General features: G+C 41.1%; 17 protein-coding genes. 8 read left to right on the top strand and 9 right to left on the bottom strand.

The features are described 5' to 3' along the window. Window positions 1–60: 60 nt before the first annotated feature. Complete coding sequence (locus FMM05_RS15185) at window positions 61–1,134, top strand: acyltransferase family protein (protein WP_143374248.1); 1,074 nt, start codon at window positions 61–63, stop codon at window positions 1,132–1,134. A gap of 16 nt (window positions 1,135–1,150) precedes the next feature. Continuing rightward, window positions 1,151–1,981, top strand: coding sequence for a dihydropteroate synthase (gene folP, locus FMM05_RS15190; protein ID WP_143374249.1), 831 nt, complete (start codon window positions 1,151–1,153; stop codon window positions 1,979–1,981). A gap of 3 nt (window positions 1,982–1,984) precedes the next feature. Here folP and FMM05_RS15195 read toward each other — a convergent pair whose 3' ends face one another. The 7 genes from FMM05_RS15195 to FMM05_RS15225 form a co-directional block, all read right to left on the bottom strand. After that, window positions 1,985–2,356: a nuclear transport factor 2 family protein gene (locus FMM05_RS15195; protein WP_143374250.1), complete on the bottom strand. Its 372-nt coding sequence runs from the start codon at window positions 2,354–2,356 to the stop codon at window positions 1,985–1,987. A gap of 4 nt (window positions 2,357–2,360) precedes the next feature. Next, a complete protein-coding gene (locus FMM05_RS15200) occupies window positions 2,361–2,921 on the bottom strand; it encodes a putative glycolipid-binding domain-containing protein (RefSeq protein WP_143374251.1) in 561 nt (186 codons plus the stop codon). Window positions 2,922–3,061: 140 nt separating this feature from the next. Further along, window positions 3,062–4,144 (bottom strand): M48 family metalloprotease, encoded by a 1,083-nt coding sequence (locus FMM05_RS15205; protein WP_143374252.1) that lies wholly within the window; start codon window positions 4,142–4,144, stop codon window positions 3,062–3,064. A 98-nt stretch (window positions 4,145–4,242) separates the two neighbouring features. Next, the gene (locus FMM05_RS15210; RefSeq protein ID WP_143374253.1) at window positions 4,243–4,911 is read right to left on the bottom strand and encodes a putative signal transducing protein; all 669 of its coding nucleotides are present in this window, start codon (window positions 4,909–4,911) and stop codon (window positions 4,243–4,245) included. Window positions 4,912–4,993: 82 nt separating this feature from the next. Continuing rightward, window positions 4,994–6,508, bottom strand: a complete 1,515-nt coding sequence (locus FMM05_RS15215; protein ID WP_143374254.1) for a malate:quinone oxidoreductase — start codon at window positions 6,506–6,508, stop codon at window positions 4,994–4,996. Window positions 6,509–6,614: 106 nt separating this feature from the next. Beyond that, the gene (gene ruvX, locus FMM05_RS15220; protein ID WP_143374255.1) at window positions 6,615–7,028 is read right to left on the bottom strand and encodes a Holliday junction resolvase RuvX; all 414 of its coding nucleotides are present in this window, start codon (window positions 7,026–7,028) and stop codon (window positions 6,615–6,617) included. Between the two features lie 97 nt (window positions 7,029–7,125). Then, window positions 7,126–7,860 carry a class I SAM-dependent methyltransferase gene (locus FMM05_RS15225; RefSeq protein WP_143374256.1) on the bottom strand — a complete coding sequence of 245 codons (735 nt, stop codon included), beginning with the start codon at window positions 7,858–7,860 and terminating at the stop codon, window positions 7,126–7,128. A 137-nt stretch (window positions 7,861–7,997) separates the two neighbouring features. On the opposite strand from FMM05_RS15225, the gene FMM05_RS15230 reads away from it, so the two are divergent. Continuing rightward, window positions 7,998–8,813 (top strand): 2,3,4,5-tetrahydropyridine-2,6-dicarboxylate N-succinyltransferase, encoded by an 816-nt coding sequence (locus FMM05_RS15230; RefSeq protein ID WP_143374257.1) that lies wholly within the window; start codon window positions 7,998–8,000, stop codon window positions 8,811–8,813. Between the two features lie 9 nt (window positions 8,814–8,822). Beyond that, window positions 8,823–10,664, top strand: a complete 1,842-nt coding sequence (locus tag FMM05_RS15235; protein WP_143374258.1) for a glycosyltransferase — start codon at window positions 8,823–8,825, stop codon at window positions 10,662–10,664. On the opposite strand, the gene FMM05_RS15240 is transcribed toward FMM05_RS15235, so the two are convergent. Beyond that, window positions 10,661–11,470: a glycosyltransferase family 2 protein gene (locus FMM05_RS15240; protein ID WP_143374259.1), complete on the bottom strand. Its 810-nt coding sequence runs from the start codon at window positions 11,468–11,470 to the stop codon at window positions 10,661–10,663. The genes FMM05_RS15235 and FMM05_RS15240 overlap by 4 nt on opposite strands. Window positions 11,471–11,503: 33 nt before the next feature. After that, a complete protein-coding gene (locus tag FMM05_RS15245) occupies window positions 11,504–12,268 on the bottom strand; it encodes a Kdo domain containing protein (RefSeq protein ID WP_143374260.1) in 765 nt (254 codons plus the stop codon). 153 nt (window positions 12,269–12,421) lie between these two features. Between FMM05_RS15245 and FMM05_RS15250 the strand changes: the two genes are divergently transcribed. The 4 genes from FMM05_RS15250 to FMM05_RS15265 all read left to right on the top strand — a co-directional run bounded on the left by FMM05_RS15250 (window position 12,422) and on the right by FMM05_RS15265 (window position 16,669). Next, window positions 12,422–13,492 carry a glycosyltransferase family 4 protein gene (locus FMM05_RS15250; RefSeq protein WP_143374261.1) on the top strand — a complete coding sequence of 357 codons (1,071 nt, stop codon included), beginning with the start codon at window positions 12,422–12,424 and terminating at the stop codon, window positions 13,490–13,492. Between the two features lie 68 nt (window positions 13,493–13,560). Then, window positions 13,561–14,661: a DegT/DnrJ/EryC1/StrS family aminotransferase gene (locus tag FMM05_RS15255; RefSeq protein ID WP_143374262.1), complete on the top strand. Its 1,101-nt coding sequence runs from the start codon at window positions 13,561–13,563 to the stop codon at window positions 14,659–14,661. Then, entirely contained in the window at window positions 14,661–15,236 is a 576-nt protein-coding gene (locus FMM05_RS15260; RefSeq protein WP_143374263.1) for an L-threonylcarbamoyladenylate synthase, read from the top strand. Before FMM05_RS15255 ends, FMM05_RS15260 begins: the two co-directional genes overlap by 1 nt. After that, the gene (locus tag FMM05_RS15265) at window positions 15,236–16,669 is read left to right on the top strand and encodes a CCA tRNA nucleotidyltransferase (protein ID WP_143374264.1); all 1,434 of its coding nucleotides are present in this window, start codon (window positions 15,236–15,238) and stop codon (window positions 16,667–16,669) included. Before FMM05_RS15260 ends, FMM05_RS15265 begins: the two co-directional genes overlap by 1 nt. The last annotated feature ends 93 nt before the right edge of the window (window positions 16,670–16,762 follow it).

The following is a 16,762-nucleotide window of genomic DNA, read 5'->3' on the forward strand; positions in this document are numbered from 1 at the left end:
TTTTATTGGTTAACCATCATTCAAAATTATATTTACCTTAGCAAAAAATTAAAACTCTAAATGGGAAGAATAAAAAGTTTAGACGGTATCAGGGCAATCTCAATTTTGATGGTGTTATTTGGACACGCATCGGCCACAATGCCTAAAGTTCAGTATACCGAGTATTTTTTTCCATTTATATTCAATGCAAACCTGGGGGTTAAAATATTCTTTGTTATAAGCGGATACCTAATAACCAAGCTATTAATTGTTGAAAGGGAAAAAACCGGAAGGATTGATATTAAAGATTTTTACCTGAGAAGGATCTTTAGGATTTTTCCAGTGTTTTACCTTTATATACTGGTTATACTGTTCCTAAAATTTACTTTTTTTCCTGATATCTTTACCGATTATGGAATATTTTTAGCCGCAGCGTTTTACTGCTGGAACTATAAGCATTTAATGTTTAACGGCCCCCCGCAGGATAACGGCTATTGGTACTTTGGGCATTTATGGTCTTTATCTATGGAGGAGCAATTTTACCTTGCATGGCCTTTAATGTTCGTAAAAATAAACCGTGATAAGCTACTTAAAGTTGTATTAGCACTTGTAATACTTATGCCGCTTGTAAGGATAGCTACTTATTTCCTGATGCCGGATAGCAGAGGGCAGTTAGGCATGATGCTGCATACCGGTGGCGATACCATATTATTTGGGTGTCTTGGCGCTCTTATAGAAAAAAATGAACGTATTAAGGCGATACTGTTTAAATACCTTAATAAAACTGCGCTGGTTGCCGTTGTTGCAATTTTAGTTTTCGTAGTTTCTCCAATATTAAACATGAAGTTTAAGGGCTCTTACCAAATGGTCCTGGGAGAATCTTTTAATGCTATTTGTATAACGTTCTTGCTTTTCTGGTGTATTTACATACCATCAAAGGTTGCGAATTTCCTTAATTACAAATTTATTGCACAAATTGGTATCCTGTCTTACTCATTATACATATGGCAACAATTGATTCTAACAACAAATACTAACTTGTGGATCAATAAATTCCCTCAAAACTTAGGAGTTGTATTTGTTATAGCACTCGTATCGTACTACATGATAGAGAAGCCAATTTTAAAGCTCAAAAAAAGATTAAAAAAGGTTTAACATCTAATTATTAGTTATGTTGATCAATTGCAAAGGCAGGCTTATCAACCTATCGGCTCCAAAGGTAATGGGGATACTCAATTGCACACCTGATTCTTTTTTTGATGGTGGAAAATACCGCGATGAAGCCCAATTGCTTAATCAGGCAGAGAAAATGCTGGCCGACGGCACTGACTTTATTGATATTGGGGCATATTCCAGCAAGCCGAATGCCGAATTTGTTAGTGAAGAAGAAGAGGTTAAACGTGTTGTACCTGTTGTAGAGCTGATTTTAAAGCATTTTCCCGAGGCGTTGCTTTCAATCGACACCTTTAGAGCTAAAGTTGCCGAAGCCTGCATAAACAGCGGTGCTGCCATAATTAATGATATTGCGGCAGGGCTACTGGATGATGCAATGCTGCAAACCGTTGGCCGACTAAAAGTGCCTTACATTATGATGCACATGCAGGGTAATCCGCAAACTATGGTAAAGCTTACGCAGTATGACGATATTGTACAGGAAATGCTGTTCTATTTTTCAGAAAGAATCGCTGCCGCCCGAAGCCACGGTATTGAGGATATTATTATTGACCCCGGATTTGGCTTTGCCAAAACGCTTTCGCAGAATTATGAAGTACTGAATAAACTGGAGCTTTTCCAAATGATCAAGCTACCCCTGTTATCGGGTGTATCACGTAAATCGATGATATATAAGCTACTGGGCAATACCCCGCAAGAGGCGCTTAACGGTACAACAGCCTTAAACACCATCTCTTTAATGAAAGGTGCCAAAATTTTACGTGTGCACGATGTTAAAGAAGCCGTTGAAGCCGTAACCATTTACGAAAAGATGATCTCGCAACCGTAAAGTTTACGATACGATCTGGCTCACGTGCCCGGCAATTACCTGCCATTTGCCATCGGTTAATTTCCATACACGAGTATACCTAAATATACCGGCATAAGTATGCCCATCAAAATCGCCTCCCAGATCCTGCACTACCGATACTACAGCCACATCATCATACAGAGTGATAAGCTGTGCGCTGGTCTCAAGGCTGTAAATTTCCAGTTTACCGGATTGGTGCATATTTATATCATCGGCCTTGTTAACCAGGTGCCCGTTCTGGTTGGTAAAAATGAGACCATCTGCCAGTAGCTCGTGCAGTTCGGGAATATTACTGGCTTTCATGGCCGCTATAAGCCTTGCTTCTAACGCTTCAATTTGTTGTACAGTATCCATAGAGTTATATTGGTTTTAGCATTTCAAAAAGTTCGGGGTAACTGGTAACAAGCCCATCATCATCTACGATAATATTCGCTATAAAGTTTCCGCCATCATTCTCAAACGTATAGTTGTTTAGCCCGGTTCGGGTGTAATGTTGGGTATCTTTACGCAATTGGTTTGCCAGCACGTCTATATACAGCACTTCAACCTGCTGCTTTTCTCCCGCATGCCATTGCAAACCGTTTATAGGTAGCGAATTGGTAAAAGGCGTTAGCGAAATGTCTATAAAATCGCAGCCGCTAAATTCAGTATAAGTTGTACCGTTAGCATCCGTCCATTTGGCATCGGCATCCCTAAAAAGCAAATAAGCATGATTGGTTTCCCCTACAGTAATGTTGATATCCAGTTCGGTAACCTTCCAGTTGGCGCCCAGGCGTAAGACATACTCCACGTAAACCGGAGTAGTTAACGCACAACCTTCCAGCTCGCTGCGTACTATAATGGCCCCGTCAAGGTAGTTTATAGAGCATTGCTCTTCGGTAGTATAGTACAAACCTTCCCAAACAATACTCTTTTGCATGGCACTTTATTTACTGCAATTTAGCTAAAATAACGCTGCACTATAAACAGCTTTAAGAAAGCTTTATGTAAAAAAAATACCACACGATTACGTGTGGTATTTTATATCTTGAAAAGTTATATTAACTGATACTTCCCCCGCTACCTGGCCTTTAAAAAGCCAACTTTTGTGCCATTACCGTTTACCAGAGTACCACCCGAAGCTACGTATACCGTATTAACACCATCATCTGAAAACATAAGGCTATACCCCTGCCTGTCGGATTTTGAGAGGCTGGCAATATGAAAAACCTTATCGTTATCTACTAACACCAAATTGCCCTTTGCCGTTACATAGTATTTACCTTTAGGGTTAGATACAAAGTAAGCATCAGACATTATATTTTTATTAGAAAGTGCGCTTTGCTGTATCTGCTGCGAACGTAACGGCTGTGCATTTACATTAGATACTATTGTGCGTTGCTGCGGCTGTTTAGGAGTCGCTACGCGCGACGGGTAATTTTGAGCCACCGTTTGTTTTTGCTGTAGCATAGGAGTTTTTGTAACACCAGGCCTTTCAACAGCTACAGGATGGCTAACAATTGAAGGTTTAGTTACTACGGGTGATGGTGTAGCAGAAGCAACCGCCGTGGTAGTACTTCCACCTGCGTTGTTCCACCCTGCTGCAATAAACGCAAGGCGGTCCCTTTTAGGCGGGTGGCTTTTAGATCCGTTAGGCGATGCAATAATGCTCATTACAGCCTGGGCATCGGTTAAGGTAGCCCCCATTTTACGCAGCACAAAGCCAGAGAATTCATCGGCATCCAGTTCGGTTTGCGGACGGCTGCCTACGTTGTCTAACGTATGCCCATTTAGGTGGTGCCCTATTTCGTGTGCCAATATGCTAATGGCAGCCCAGTTGGTGCCGCTGGCATTGTTTATCTTATCCATAAAAGCAGGATTGTACAAAATATACCTCTTGCTTTTTATCATAACCGCAGCAGCATTGGGCACATTGCTGGCACGCAATTCAAAATTTGGCTTTAAGCCAATGACCGACATAATGTTCTTTACCACTTTCTCGGCTGTAGGGCCGCTTTCGTAGGCATCTACAGTGCCACTTATGGTTTCGCCATAATAGCTGCACATGGCTGTGTATTTTGCCAAACCAAAACTTTGTTGTGCCATTGCCGGCACAATGCAGCATAATGCTGCGATAATAATGCAGGATTTAATGCTTTTCATACGTTTATAATGGGATATATTATTGGTATATATCTCATTAACGCAAAAGCAAAGCCCAATAGTATTTTCAGGGTAAAATTTGGGAAATTACTGCAACGCTACAACAAACTTCTCATTAAAGAATTACTGAATTTAATAAGCACCAAAACAACTAATACTATAACCCCGAGTATTAATATAAACCTGCCGTGTGCCCTGTCATCTTTTGTATAGGTAGGTACCCGTGTGCCATCAGGCAACGTCTTTTGCGATGTCATAAGTACATAACCTGTGGTAATACCAAACAACCCTCCTAAAAGAGCACAAACATAGCCTGCTATAATAAGCCCGGTATGGTTTTTCTCGGGCTTAGCAAGTTCTGCCAGCCTTTCCTGCTGTAGCTTTTGTATATGGTTTTCATCTACCGCTTTGCCGCGCTGTTCCAGTAAATGCTTGGCAAGCATGTAATCAAATTCGCCCCATTCGTCTCGTTTTACTATCAAATCCTGTAACTCGTCATCGGTAAAAGTCAGCAGGTAATAATCCTCCGGCACCTCGTCTATCAGGCTTGCCGCCCGAACTTCCAGCAAGTGCTGTGCCCTTTCAAAATCTTCCTGCTGTATCTGTATCTCATACTCCTTCTCAAGATCGCCTGAAAATGCCGACCCTAATCTGGACGAGTTATCTACCAAAAGGCATTGTATGTTATTGTCTATAAGCAGTTGCTCCAGCTCTTTTGCAGCAACGCCATCGGTAAATTTTTTGAACGTAGTAAGATTATCGGACATAGGTAATTGACGGTTTAAAATAAAAAATCCTTAAAACACTCAGGGTTTTAAGGATTTAAATATATAACTATTTTATTGTATATTATGCTTTAGCCTCTAAAGTTGTAAGGCCAAGCACTTTGCTGGAATGTTCTCTTACTTTAGCAAGCAGCTCAGGGTTTGTGTTAAGCTCTATACCATATGATGGTATCATAGCCTTAAGCTTCTCCTGCCATTCCGGTGTGTTTATCTTATTAGGGAAACAACGTGCTAACATATCAACCATGATAGATACCGCCGTACTTGCACCCGGCGAAGCGCCAAGCAATACCGCAAGTGTACCATCGGCACTGTTAATAACCTCTGTACCAAACTCTAATTTACCACCTTCTTCTTCATCTTTTTTAATTACCTGTACACGCTGCCCTGCTGCTTCCAGCACCCAGTCCTGCATTTTAGCATCAGGGATGTATTCCCTTAACGCATCAAGCCTGTCTTCTTTAGATTGCGTAACCTGCTGAATTAAATACTTAGTCAGTGGTATGTTATGATATCCCGCCGCCAGCATCGGGCCTATGTTATTGGCACGTATAGACGTGATAAGGTCCATATAAGATCCCTGTTTTAAGAACTTGGTACTAAATCCGGCATACGGACCAAATAGCAACTCTTTTTTGCCGTTTATCATACGGGTATCTACGTGAGGAACTGACATAGGCGGCGCCCCAACAGAAGCTTTACCGTATACTTTAGCATTGTGTTTTTCTATAACTTCTTCGTTAATACATTTAAGCCATTGCCCACTTACCGGGAAACCGCCAAAACCTTTCCCTTCCGGGATATCGGCTTTTTCAAGCAAATGTAACGATCCGCCACCGGCGCCAATAAATACAAAATCGGCATAGGCACGGGTTTTATCTCCCGTTTTAAGGTCCTTTATTTTAAATTTCCATTTATTGCTTCCGCTCAAAGAGCGGCGCATGCTGGTTATTTCATGTCCAAAATGTATGGTTACGTTAGGCTGCTCGGCAAGCCATGCAAACATATCGCGGGTAAGTTCGCCAAAATTCACATCGGTACCTATTGGCATATTCGTAGCAGCAATGGGAGTATTACCATCGCGTCCTTTCATTACAAGAGGCATCCATTCGGTTATGGTTTTAGGGTCTTCGCTAAACTCCATACCTTTAAACAATGGGTACTGCTGTAATGCTTCATACCTTTTTTTAAGGTAATCAACATTTTCCTCGCCCCATACAAAGCTCATATGCGGTATGCTGCGCACAAAATCCTGCGGGTTATTTATAAGCCCACGCTCTACAAGGTGCGCCCAAAACTGCTTGGAAACCTCAAACCACTCGGCTATTTTAACCGCTTTAGAGGCATCTATGCTACCATCTGGCTTTTGCGGGGTATAGTTTAGCTCACAAAAAGCAGAGTGCCCTGTACCGGCATTGTTCCATGCATCAGAACTTTCGGCGGCAGCCATATCAAGCCTTTCGTAAATAGTAATTTTTACCGTAGGCATAAGCTCCTTAAGAAACATGCCTAATGTAGCGCTCATTATACCGGCGCCTATAAGAACCACCTCTGGCTCCTGTTGTATGTTTGTGGACATTATATGAGTTTGAAAATGCAAATTTACTTTGAAACTGTGTAAAAATTATCACAATTACAACGGTAGATTTTACCAATAACCATTTTTACGGAAACTAAAATAAAATTTATTTATTTTTTTGAATTAAATAATCCTGAAGCAAAATTGTTGCAGAAATCTCATCAATTAACCCCTTATCTTGCCGTTGTTTCTTTTTTAGGCCACTATTTATCATGGTCTGGAAGGCCATTTTACTCGTAAAACGTTCATCTACCCGTACCACCTGCATATCAGGAAATTGATTAGTAAATTTTGCGGTAAAAGCATCTATTAGGCCTGCGCTTTGTGAGGGCAACCCGTTCATTTGTTTTGGCTCGCCAATAAGCACTTTCTCTACCTTTTCTTTAGCAAAATAGTCCGTTAAAAAAGCCAGCGCCGTGCCCGATGGTATCGTAGTTAAGCCCGAAGCTATCAGCTGCATTTCATCAGTAACCGCAATGCCGGTACGTTTTTCGCCGTAATCTATAGCAAGTATTCTCATAACTTTTAGTTTAAAGTTTCAGGTTTAAAATTTCAGGTTACCAAAATTGCTACTAACCACTATATACAAACGGTCAAATAACTTGAAACCTGAAACCTTAAACTTTTCTCCCTATCCGCAAAAGTAACGGAAAAGTTACACTCTTATCGCTTTTCTCCCACGATTGTTGCAGCTCGACCCTAATGATATCAATTGGGTTGCTGCCGTTCTTTTTGATGTAATGCTGGGTGGCGCTCCACGTTTCTAAATAGCCAATCAGCTGTTCCAGCGTCCATGTAAAATGGTTGGTAAATTTTTGCGTTTCAACCTCATTAAAAGGAAAAGGAATGGTGGTGTAATTCTCGTCGAGGTAGCGGCGTTCGGCATCCCAGTAGGGGCCCACAATATCATAATAAAACTTATGGAGTATTTTATCGGTATCGGCATTGGTACTAAAAAGGCCGTAACCCAGTACGGCAAAAATCCCATCGGGCTTTAAAATACGGTACACCTCTTTATAGAACGCATCAAAATCAAACCAGTGTATTGCCTGCGCAACAGTAATAAGGTCGAACCGGCTTTCGCCGAAATGTGTTTCCTCTGCACGCACTACCTTATAGCTTATGTTAGGAGCCTGAGTGGCATTATGCAGTTGTTTCTCACTAATGTCGGTGCCATAAACTTCTTTAAAGTATTTGGCAAGCTGGGCCGCTACTTGTCCGTTACCGGTTGCCACATCCAGCGCAGCATCTTTGTCAGATACTAAAGAAGCTATGTAAGCTATCATTTCGGGCGGGTAATACGGGCGGTATTGCGCGTAGGCTTTTGCCTGGGTAGAAAAATTATCTTTCATTAAAATCGTATTTACGTAAAGATAAAAAATGTATTAGGAAATAGTGTTTTAACTTTTGACATTATACTTGTGATTTTAGCATTTACGTAAATATAATTTAATACGGAGTTGTATCTTTGCCCCACCTAACAATAGCCATGAATACACTACAACCCATTATTGAAAACGCGTGGGATAACCGCGCCTTACTACAGGAAGAAACCACTATTAGCGCCATTCGCGAAGTTATAGAACTGCTTGATACAGGCAAACTGCGTGTAGCCGAACCTCTTGAAGGCGGGTGGCAGGTTAACGAATGGGTTAAAAAAGCCGTAGTAATGTATTTCCCGATACAAAAAATGGAAACCCTGGAAGCTGGTATATTTGAATACCACGACAAGATGCTGCTTAAACGCAACTATGCCGAAAAAGGCATTCGCGTAGTACCAAACGCTGTAGCACGCTATGGTGCTTATATATCATCGGGCGTTATATTAATGCCAAGTTATGTAAACATAGGCGCTTATGTAGATGAAGGCACTATGGTTGATACCTGGGCTACTGTGGGCAGCTGTGCACAGATAGGCAAAAACGTTCACCTTAGCGGTGGTGTGGGCATAGGCGGTGTTTTAGAGCCCCTGCAGGCCGCACCTGTTATTATAGAAGACGGAGCATTTATTGGCTCGCGCTGTATTGTTGTAGAGGGTGTTCGTGTAGAGGCCGAGGCGGTTCTTGGTGCTAACGTATGCCTTACTGCATCTACTAAAATTATAGATGTTACCGGAGACGAACCTGTAGAAATGAAGGGTGTTGTACCCGCACGCAGCGTAGTAATACCGGGCAGCTATACTAAAAAGTTTGCCGCAGGCGAATTTCAGGTGCCGTGCGCCCTTATTATTGGCAAGCGTAAACCGTCTACCGATTTAAAAACTTCGCTAAATAATGCCTTAAGGGAATACGACGTAGCGGTATAACGACTAAAAATGAGCGTTAAAAAAACTAAGATTTCGGCACTTGCCATTATTTATAACGAGGAGCACAACATAAGGGAATACCTTGATAATATGTCGTTTGCCGACGAGATTATAATTGTAGACTCTTACAGTACCGATGCTACCCCGAAAATTGTTATTGAAGAATACCCGCATGTAAAGTTTTACCAGCGGGTATTTGACGATTTCTCTTCGCAAAGAAATTATACGTTAGATCTTGCTTCTTATGATTGGGTAACTTTTTTTGATGCCGATGAAAGGGTTTCTAAAAAAGGGATTGCAGAGATCATTAAGACAATAGACAGCGAGCCTGAAGAAGTAGCTTATGTGGTAAAACGTGTGTTTTTTTACGAGGGCAGGCCGCTGATAAACAATATTTTTAACGCCGATAAAATCGAGAGAATCTTTAGACGATCTAAATGCAGGTATACGAAAAAACTGGTTCACGAAAAGCTGGATATACACGGTAAAACCGGCGAGCTAAAAGTTGCTATAGACCACTATACCTTTAAAACTAAAGAAGAGTTTTTAAATAAAAGGCTGCAATACTCCCAGCTTAAGGCAAAGGAGCTGTTAGATAAGCACATAACACCAACTTACTATCACCTTAGCATACGCCCTAAATTCAGGTTTTTTAAGTATTACATCCTTAAACTTGGTTTCCTTAACGGAAGCCGTGGTTATGGTATTGCCCGTATATTACAGCACGATGAGTACATGCGCTACATATACCTGCAGGAAATGCAGGAGGCTAAAGATGGCGGGCAGGCTGCAAAAAAGATACTTGTCATTCAGCAAAAAATGATTGGCGATGTGCTGGTTAGCACCATTTTATGCAATAACCTTAAAAAGGCGTATCCAAAGTCAGAAATTCATTACCTGATATACCCTTTTACAAAACCTGTGGTAGAAGGTAATCCCAATATTGATAAAATAATTCTTTTTGAAAGTGAATACAGGGATAGTAAATGGAAATTCTTTAAATTTCTTTTACAAACCCGCAAAGAAAAGTATGATATTGTAATTGATGCATATGGCAAGTTAGAGAGCAATCTTATTGTTGCTTTTTCGCGTGCTGATAAAAAAATAGGCTTCTACAAGCCATATACCAGCTATATTTACACCCATACGGTTAATGAAATTAAACAACCTGTAGATAATGCAGGCCTGGCCATAAACAACAGGCTGGAACTGCTTAGCGCTTTAAACCTTACTATTGAGTTAGACCGCAAGCCTAAAATTTTTATGTCGGGCGAAGAGCGTGAACACGGCAAGGAAGTGCTTTTACAGCATGGCATTACTCCCGGCACTACGGTTTATATGATAGGTGTTTTAGGAAGCTCTAAAACAAAAACATATCCTTATGCCTATATGGCACAATTGTTAGATGTTATCGGACAAAAGCCTAATGTATGCCTTTTGTTTAACTACATACCGGTACAAAAAAAGGAAGCAGAAGCTATATACAATCTTTGCAGTGACTTCACTAAGCAGAAAATACGCATGGATATCGTACCAGGTGGTGTGAGGGAATTTCTTTCTATACTCTCGCAATGCGATGCCATTATAGGTAATGAAGGAGGGGCGGTAAATATGGCTAAGGCTATAGATATTCCGTCGTTTACCATATTTTCTACATGGATCAAGAAAGAGGCCTGGAACTCATTTGAGAATGGGAAATCTATCGTGTCCGTACATTTAAAAGATTACAAACCGGAGCTTTATGGCGATAACTCTCCAAAAGAGATGAAGCCTCAGGCGCTTAGATTGTACGAGGAATTTACCCCTGACCTAATTGTACCTCTTTTAAAAGAATATATTGCGGCTAATTAATCAGTAGAGATGCCTGTTAGGGTGCGAACCACTTTATTTTTACGGGTGTACTCGCGGATATCGTTATTTTTTTTCCAGGTAGCATCGTCAACATAACCGCGTGCGTGGTCCAAGTGTATACAAATGGCGCTATACCGAATTTGCTTGCTCTTAAGCCCTTTGTTAAATAATCTTTCACCAAGTTCGCGGTCTTCGCCGCCATATTGCATCTGGGTATTAAAACCATTTACATCTATAAGGTCTTTTTTATAAGCCGATGCATTATGCCCGTTCCATGATGCTTTAGTAGGCGTAATAAAATTAAGCAGCTTCGCCATAAAACCGTTAGCAGTAAGCTTGCCGGTTTTTTTAGCGCCTAAACCATTTTGCTTAAGCCAGTGCACATCAAAACAATTTTGGTTTACAATATCCTCACGTGTAATTGCATCTGACGTTTGCATAGGCAACTTAAAATACCCTCCCGATAAAAAGTAACCTGCTTGCCTGTGTGACAGATGCGTTGCTACAAAGTCGGCACGGGGTATACAATCGCCATCGGTAAAAATAAGGTAATCGCTTTGAGCAGCCATTATGGCCTTATTAAGTATCATTGTTTTCTGAAAACCATTATCTTCCTGCCATACATGTACAATGGGCATAGATATTTCCTGAGCCAGCCTTTCAAGAAGGGTTTTTGTGGCCGGGCCGCTGCCGTCATCGGCAATTATAATTTCAAAATCCTTTTCAGTTTGTACACTAAAGCCCCATATAACTTTTTCAAGCCATGCTTCGGCATTATAAGTACTCATTATAACTGACGCTTTCATTGTATACAGTTGTTTGGCAGCAAATTTATGCCATTATTTTTTTAAGAAATTTAGTTTTTTCTTAATTGCCCTTTTTCTCCAGAATTTTGCCTGAAAATCGGCTGTTTTTTTCCAAAGCACCTCAAATATCTCATTTTCCGGCCTGTTATACAGCTTAGCATATTCATTACTCATTACGGCAACCATTTCCTGTTTAGGTGTAAGCCGTTTAAGGTTTTCCATGCGGAGTTCAAAATCCATATGGTCATGAAAATTCATACGGTTAAGGTCTACCAGAAAAAAGGCGTACTGCCCACTCCCTAAATTTTTAATCAACGTATTACCGGGAGAATGATCTGTAAATTCAACTCCTTTTTCATGTAGTAAAAAACTAAAGTGGGTAAATTGCCTCAAAATATTTTCATGGTCAGGAAAATCAGGTATTTCAACCAGTTCCCTAAAAGTAAGGTCGGCCACCAGCTGCTCGCTTATATAATAGCTATCTAAAAAAGCCAGGGCATTGTAATTTTCAAAATAGGCAATCGGCTGCGGTGTACCTATACCCTTCTCCAGCAAAATATTGGCAAACTCATAAGAACGTTTAGCCTTAGATTTCCTAAAAAAACGGTATACTATCTTGTTAAGTAAATTAGGTACCCTAAACGATTTTACATTAGCGGTAATTCCGTTAAGGTTAAAGGTTTTTATCTTGTTCCTCTTACCATTCACAAATAAAGTGCCCGTAGTTTCAAAATTTTCTATAATACCGGTAATCTCCTTCTGTTGGCTAAGAAATTTTGGCGCTATAACTTTATTCATGTGCTGGTGCAATTTTGCACAAAAATAACCATTTTTAAATTTGCCATGTTACCATTATCATCAAATAGTAAAAAAATGGTAAAAAGCTCCTAAATAATTGTGCGAGTGGCAAACTAACAGATGCTTTTTATATTTTTACATCAAATTGAAAAAATGAAAAAAGTTTTTTTAGAAACGCACAATATAAAAAATCCGGCAACAGGCCTGGGCACCTTTAATTACGGACTCATAAAAGGCCTTAGCAACCAAGACCTTAGCAACTTAGAAATAACTTTATCTGCCTACAAGCCCCAAACACTTAAGGACGAGTTTAAAGACACCTTTAAGTACAAAAAGGTATATTCTTTTAACAGGTATAAAGCTTTCAGCGTTTCTACAAAACACGATTTATGGCATTCTGTAAATCAAAACACCAAGTTTGAGCCTTCTAAGGTTAGTAAATACCTGCTTACCGTTCATGATGTAAACTTTGCAGACCAGGCAACTATAAAAGATACCTCATCTAAAAGAGGTAAGTTGTTTTACGGCAAGCTTGAAAGATGCCATGCCATTACGTATATATCAGAATTTGCAAAGCAGCACACCCACCAGTACTTTGATGTGCCTAACGTGCCGGAATATGTTATCTACAATGGCAATCCCATTACGGCACTTACTGATACTACGAATTATACACCTGAATTTCCGGTTGATAAACCGTTCTTATACACTATTGGCGACTTTTTAGAGAAAAAAAACTTTGAATCAATCGTAAGGATGATGCAGTTTGTACCCGACTTTAATTTGATCTTATCGGGTAACAATAACAAACCTGCCGGAGATAAGATACGCGAGGCCATAACGGAACTGAAACTCCAGGATCGCGTTTTCCTTACAGGCAAGGTAAGCGATGCCGGTAAACAGTTTTACCTTAAAAATTGCGCCGCCTTTTTGTTTCCGTCTATTGGCGAAGGTTTTGGCCTGCCGCCTATTGAGGCCATGCGATTTGGTAAGCCGGTTTTTTTAGCTAACAGGGCCTCGTTGCCCGAAATTGGTGGCGAGCATGCCTTTTACTGGGATGAATTTGACCCGGAACACATGGCATCAGAATTTTATAGAGGTTTTGACATTTATAAGAATAACGTACCTTTTTACGAAGAAAAGCTTACCCAAAGGGCATTATCTTTTAACTGGGATGATGCCGCAAAGCAATATTTAGACGTATACCATTCCTTACTAAAATAATACCTTTTATACACTTTATTACCAAAATGTAAGTGCTGTGTACTAATTTTGGTAAAAATTACAGCAGCATGATAAAATTTCTCGACCTGCAAAAAATAAACCTGCTGCACGGACAGGAAATAGAAGCCCGCCTGCTAAAAACATTCAGGAGTGGCTGGTACCTTTTAGGCGAAGAAGTAAAGGCTTTTGAGAAGAACCTATCGGCTTACATAGGCTGTAAACACGCCATTGGTGTGGCTAACGGGCTTGATGCCCTGCGGCTTATCCTTAAAGCGTATATAGAGCTTGGTTTTATACAGGAAGGCGATGAGGTTATTGTTCCTGCAAATACCTACATAGCATCGGTGCTGGCGGTTACCGATAATAATTTAGTCCCTGTTTTTGTAGAGCCTATTATCGAAACGTATAATATAGACATTGCCAAAATAGAGGAAAAGATAACCCCTAAAACAAAGGCAATTATGATAGTGCATTTGTACGGGCAGGTAGTTTTTTCGGAAGAATTGATAGAGTTGGCCAACAGGCACAACCTTAAAATAATAGAAGACAACGCACAGGCCATTGGAGCGCAATATAATGGCGTGCAGACAGGTAACCTTGGCGATGCAGCCGGCTTCAGCTTTTATCCCGGCAAGAATTTAGGTGCTTTGGGCGATGCCGGAGCCGTTACCACTAACGATGATGCCTTAGCAAAAACCATCCGCGCACTGGCAAATTACGGATCCGAAACCAAATACATCAACAAATACCGGGGATTGAATTCGAGGCTGGATGAAATTCAGGCCGCGGTGCTCGATGTTAAACTGAAGTACTTGGATACCGAGAACCAGCGCCGCCGCGAGATAGCTGATTATTACCTTATTAACATTACCAACCCTAAAATAAAGCTGCCGCAACGCCCCACAGAGGAGCTGGCACATACCTGGCATGTGTTTGTAGTACGTACCAAAGAACGCGACAGGCTGCAACGCTTTTTAGCTGCCGCTGATATACAAACGCTTATACATTATCCTATCCCTATGCACAAACAGGAGGCATATCCTGAGTTAAGTACCTTATCTTTGCCAATTACCGAGCAAATTCACCGCGAGGTACTGAGCCTGCCTATGAGTCCGGTTTTAACTAATGAGGAGGTTAAGAAAATTGTAGACACCCTAAACACTTACTAATGAGCACACCCGATATAAATACAGAAGTACACAATGCCTTTGAGGCCATAAAAAACGGCGGTATTATCCTTTACCCTACCGATACCGTTTGGGGTATTGGCTGCGATTCTTCAAACCCTGAGGCAGTACAAAAAATATACGACCTTAAACAGCGTGTTGAAAGCAAAAGCATGATCGTACTTATGAACAGCGACCGCATGATGCACAATGTTTTTAAGGAAATTCCGGAAGTGGCGTGGCAGTTAATCGATCTTTCTGAAAAGCCCACCACGCTTGTACTGGATAACCCGCGCAATGTAGCGCCTAACCTGATAGCCTCGGATAAAACACTGGGCGTTCGGCTGGTTAAAGACCCGTTTTGTTTTAAACTTATGGAGCGCATGAAAAAGCCATTGGTTAGTACATCGGCAAACATTAGCGGCAGGCCTACCCCTAATTCTTTTAAAGAAATCGACCATCATATTTTGGACGGCGTAGACTATATTGTAAATTTGCACCACGATAAAATTGCCGCAAAACCATCTACCATTATTAAACTTGGTAACGATTTGACGGTGAAAGTGATACGACCTTAATGAAAAAGAACACCTATAAAGAGGCGCTGCATAACGGCATTTTTAAAATAACTTCTCAGGCTGCTGCCCAACTCAACGTAAAAAGTTACGTAATTGGCGGGTTTGTAAGGGATTTTTTGTTGCAGCGCGACTTTAAAAAAGATATAGATATTGTGGCTGTGGGCAGCGGTATAGAGCTGGCCCAAACGGTATCTTCCCTATTGCCTAAAAAACCAAAAGTGCAGGTTTTTAAAACCTATGGCACTGCTATGCTTCGCTTTGAAGATATTGATATTGAGTTTGTTGGCGCACGTAAAGAGTCTTATAATGCCGATAGCCGCAACCCTGTGGTTGAAACCGGCACGCTGGAAGACGACCAAAACCGCCGCGATTTTACCATTAATGCCCTGGCTTTATCGCTTGACGAAGCCGATTACGGTACACTGGTAGATCCGTTTAACGGAATAGAAGACCTTAAGAACAAGATCATCCGCACGCCGCTGGATCCGGACATCACATACAGCGATGATCCGTTACGCATGATGCGCGCTATACGTTTCGCAACACAATTGGGCTTTACTATTGAGGCCGGATCACTTACTGCAATAGAGCGCAACAAAGAGCGTATTAAAATTATTACCGGCGAACGTATTGTAGATGAGCTGAATAAGATACTCTCGGCCGCCGTGCCGTCAGTCGGGTTTAAGCTGTTGCACCAAACCGGGCTGCTACACATCATAATGCCTGAACTTACCAACCTGCAGGGTGTTGAAGAAGTTGAAGGCCAAACACACAAGGATAATTTTTTCCACACCCTTGAGGTGGTAGATAACATTGCCCAAAACACCGATGATGTCTGGCTGCGCTGGGCTGCGCTGTTGCACGATATTGGCAAGGCTCCTACAAAAAAATTCAGCAAAAAAGTGGGGTGGACGTTTCACGGCCATGAGTTTGTTGGTGGTAAAATGGTTAAAAAACTGTTTGAGCGCCTGCACATGCCGCTTAACCACAAAATGAAATTTGTTTCTAAAATGGTGATGCTCAGCTCCCGACCTATTGTTTTGGCGCAGGATATCGTAACAGACAGCGCTGTTCGCCGTTTGGTATTTGATGCCGGTGAAGATGTAGAAAGCCTGATGACGCTTTGTGAAGCCGATATTACCACCAAAAACCCTAATAAGTTTAAGAAGTACCATAATAACTTTAAGATAGTACGCCAAAAGATAGTAGAGGTAGAAGAACGCGACCATGTACGTAATTTTCAGCCACCTATATCGGGAGAAGAGATCATGGAGATCTTTAACATCAAGCCAGGTAAGGAAATCGGCATCTTAAAGGAAGCCATTAAAGAGGCTATTTTAGAAGGCGAAATCCCTAACGAATACCAGGCCGCACATGATTACATGATGGAAAGGGCTAAGAAGTTGGGGCTAACAATAGGCAATTTGCAATAGACAATTTGCAACGTACAGTCATTGCGAGCGAAGTGCAACGAAGCGCGGCAATCTCATAATTCAATGCAATCAGAGTACTTATAAAATGACTTT

Origin of the sequence: Flavobacterium zepuense (assembly GCF_007097145.1) — a bacterium.
GTDB classification, from domain to species: Bacteria; Bacteroidota; Bacteroidia; order Flavobacteriales; family Flavobacteriaceae; genus Flavobacterium; species Flavobacterium zepuense.

Bases quoted from the DNA above. Each gene is read 5' to 3' on its own strand.
- FMM05_RS15230 (WP_143374257.1), top strand. From the start codon at position 7,998: ATGAATACACTACAACCCATTATTGAAAACGCGTGGGATAACCGCGCC.
- FMM05_RS15195 (WP_143374250.1), bottom strand. From the start codon at position 2,356: ATGGATACTGTACAACAAATTGAAGCGTTAGAAGCAAGGCTTATAGCG.
- FMM05_RS15205 (WP_143374252.1), bottom strand. From the start codon at position 4,144: ATGAAAAGCATTAAATCCTGCATTATTATCGCAGCATTATGCTGCATT.
- FMM05_RS15245 (WP_143374260.1), bottom strand. From the start codon at position 12,268: ATGAATAAAGTTATAGCGCCAAAATTTCTTAGCCAACAGAAGGAGATT.
- FMM05_RS15210 (WP_143374253.1), bottom strand. From the start codon at position 4,911: ATGTCCGATAATCTTACTACGTTCAAAAAATTTACCGATGGCGTTGCT.
- FMM05_RS15250 (WP_143374261.1), top strand. From the start codon at position 12,422: ATGAAAAAAGTTTTTTTAGAAACGCACAATATAAAAAATCCGGCAACA.
- FMM05_RS15225 (WP_143374256.1), bottom strand. From the start codon at position 7,860: ATGAAAGATAATTTTTCTACCCAGGCAAAAGCCTACGCGCAATACCGC.
- FMM05_RS15200 (WP_143374251.1), bottom strand. From the start codon at position 2,921: ATGCAAAAGAGTATTGTTTGGGAAGGTTTGTACTATACTACCGAAGAG.
- FMM05_RS15215 (WP_143374254.1), bottom strand. From the start codon at position 6,508: ATGTCCACAAACATACAACAGGAGCCAGAGGTGGTTCTTATAGGCGCC.
- FMM05_RS15240 (WP_143374259.1), bottom strand. From the start codon at position 11,470: ATGAAAGCGTCAGTTATAATGAGTACTTATAATGCCGAAGCATGGCTT.
- FMM05_RS15185 (WP_143374248.1), top strand. From the start codon at position 61: ATGGGAAGAATAAAAAGTTTAGACGGTATCAGGGCAATCTCAATTTTG.
- FMM05_RS15265 (WP_143374264.1), top strand. From the start codon at position 15,236: ATGAAAAAGAACACCTATAAAGAGGCGCTGCATAACGGCATTTTTAAA.
- folP (WP_143374249.1), top strand. From the start codon at position 1,151: ATGTTGATCAATTGCAAAGGCAGGCTTATCAACCTATCGGCTCCAAAG.
- FMM05_RS15255 (WP_143374262.1), top strand. From the start codon at position 13,561: ATGATAAAATTTCTCGACCTGCAAAAAATAAACCTGCTGCACGGACAG.
- FMM05_RS15235 (WP_143374258.1), top strand. From the start codon at position 8,823: ATGAGCGTTAAAAAAACTAAGATTTCGGCACTTGCCATTATTTATAAC.
- ruvX (WP_143374255.1), bottom strand. From the start codon at position 7,028: ATGAGAATACTTGCTATAGATTACGGCGAAAAACGTACCGGCATTGCG.
- FMM05_RS15260 (WP_143374263.1), top strand. From the start codon at position 14,661: ATGAGCACACCCGATATAAATACAGAAGTACACAATGCCTTTGAGGCC.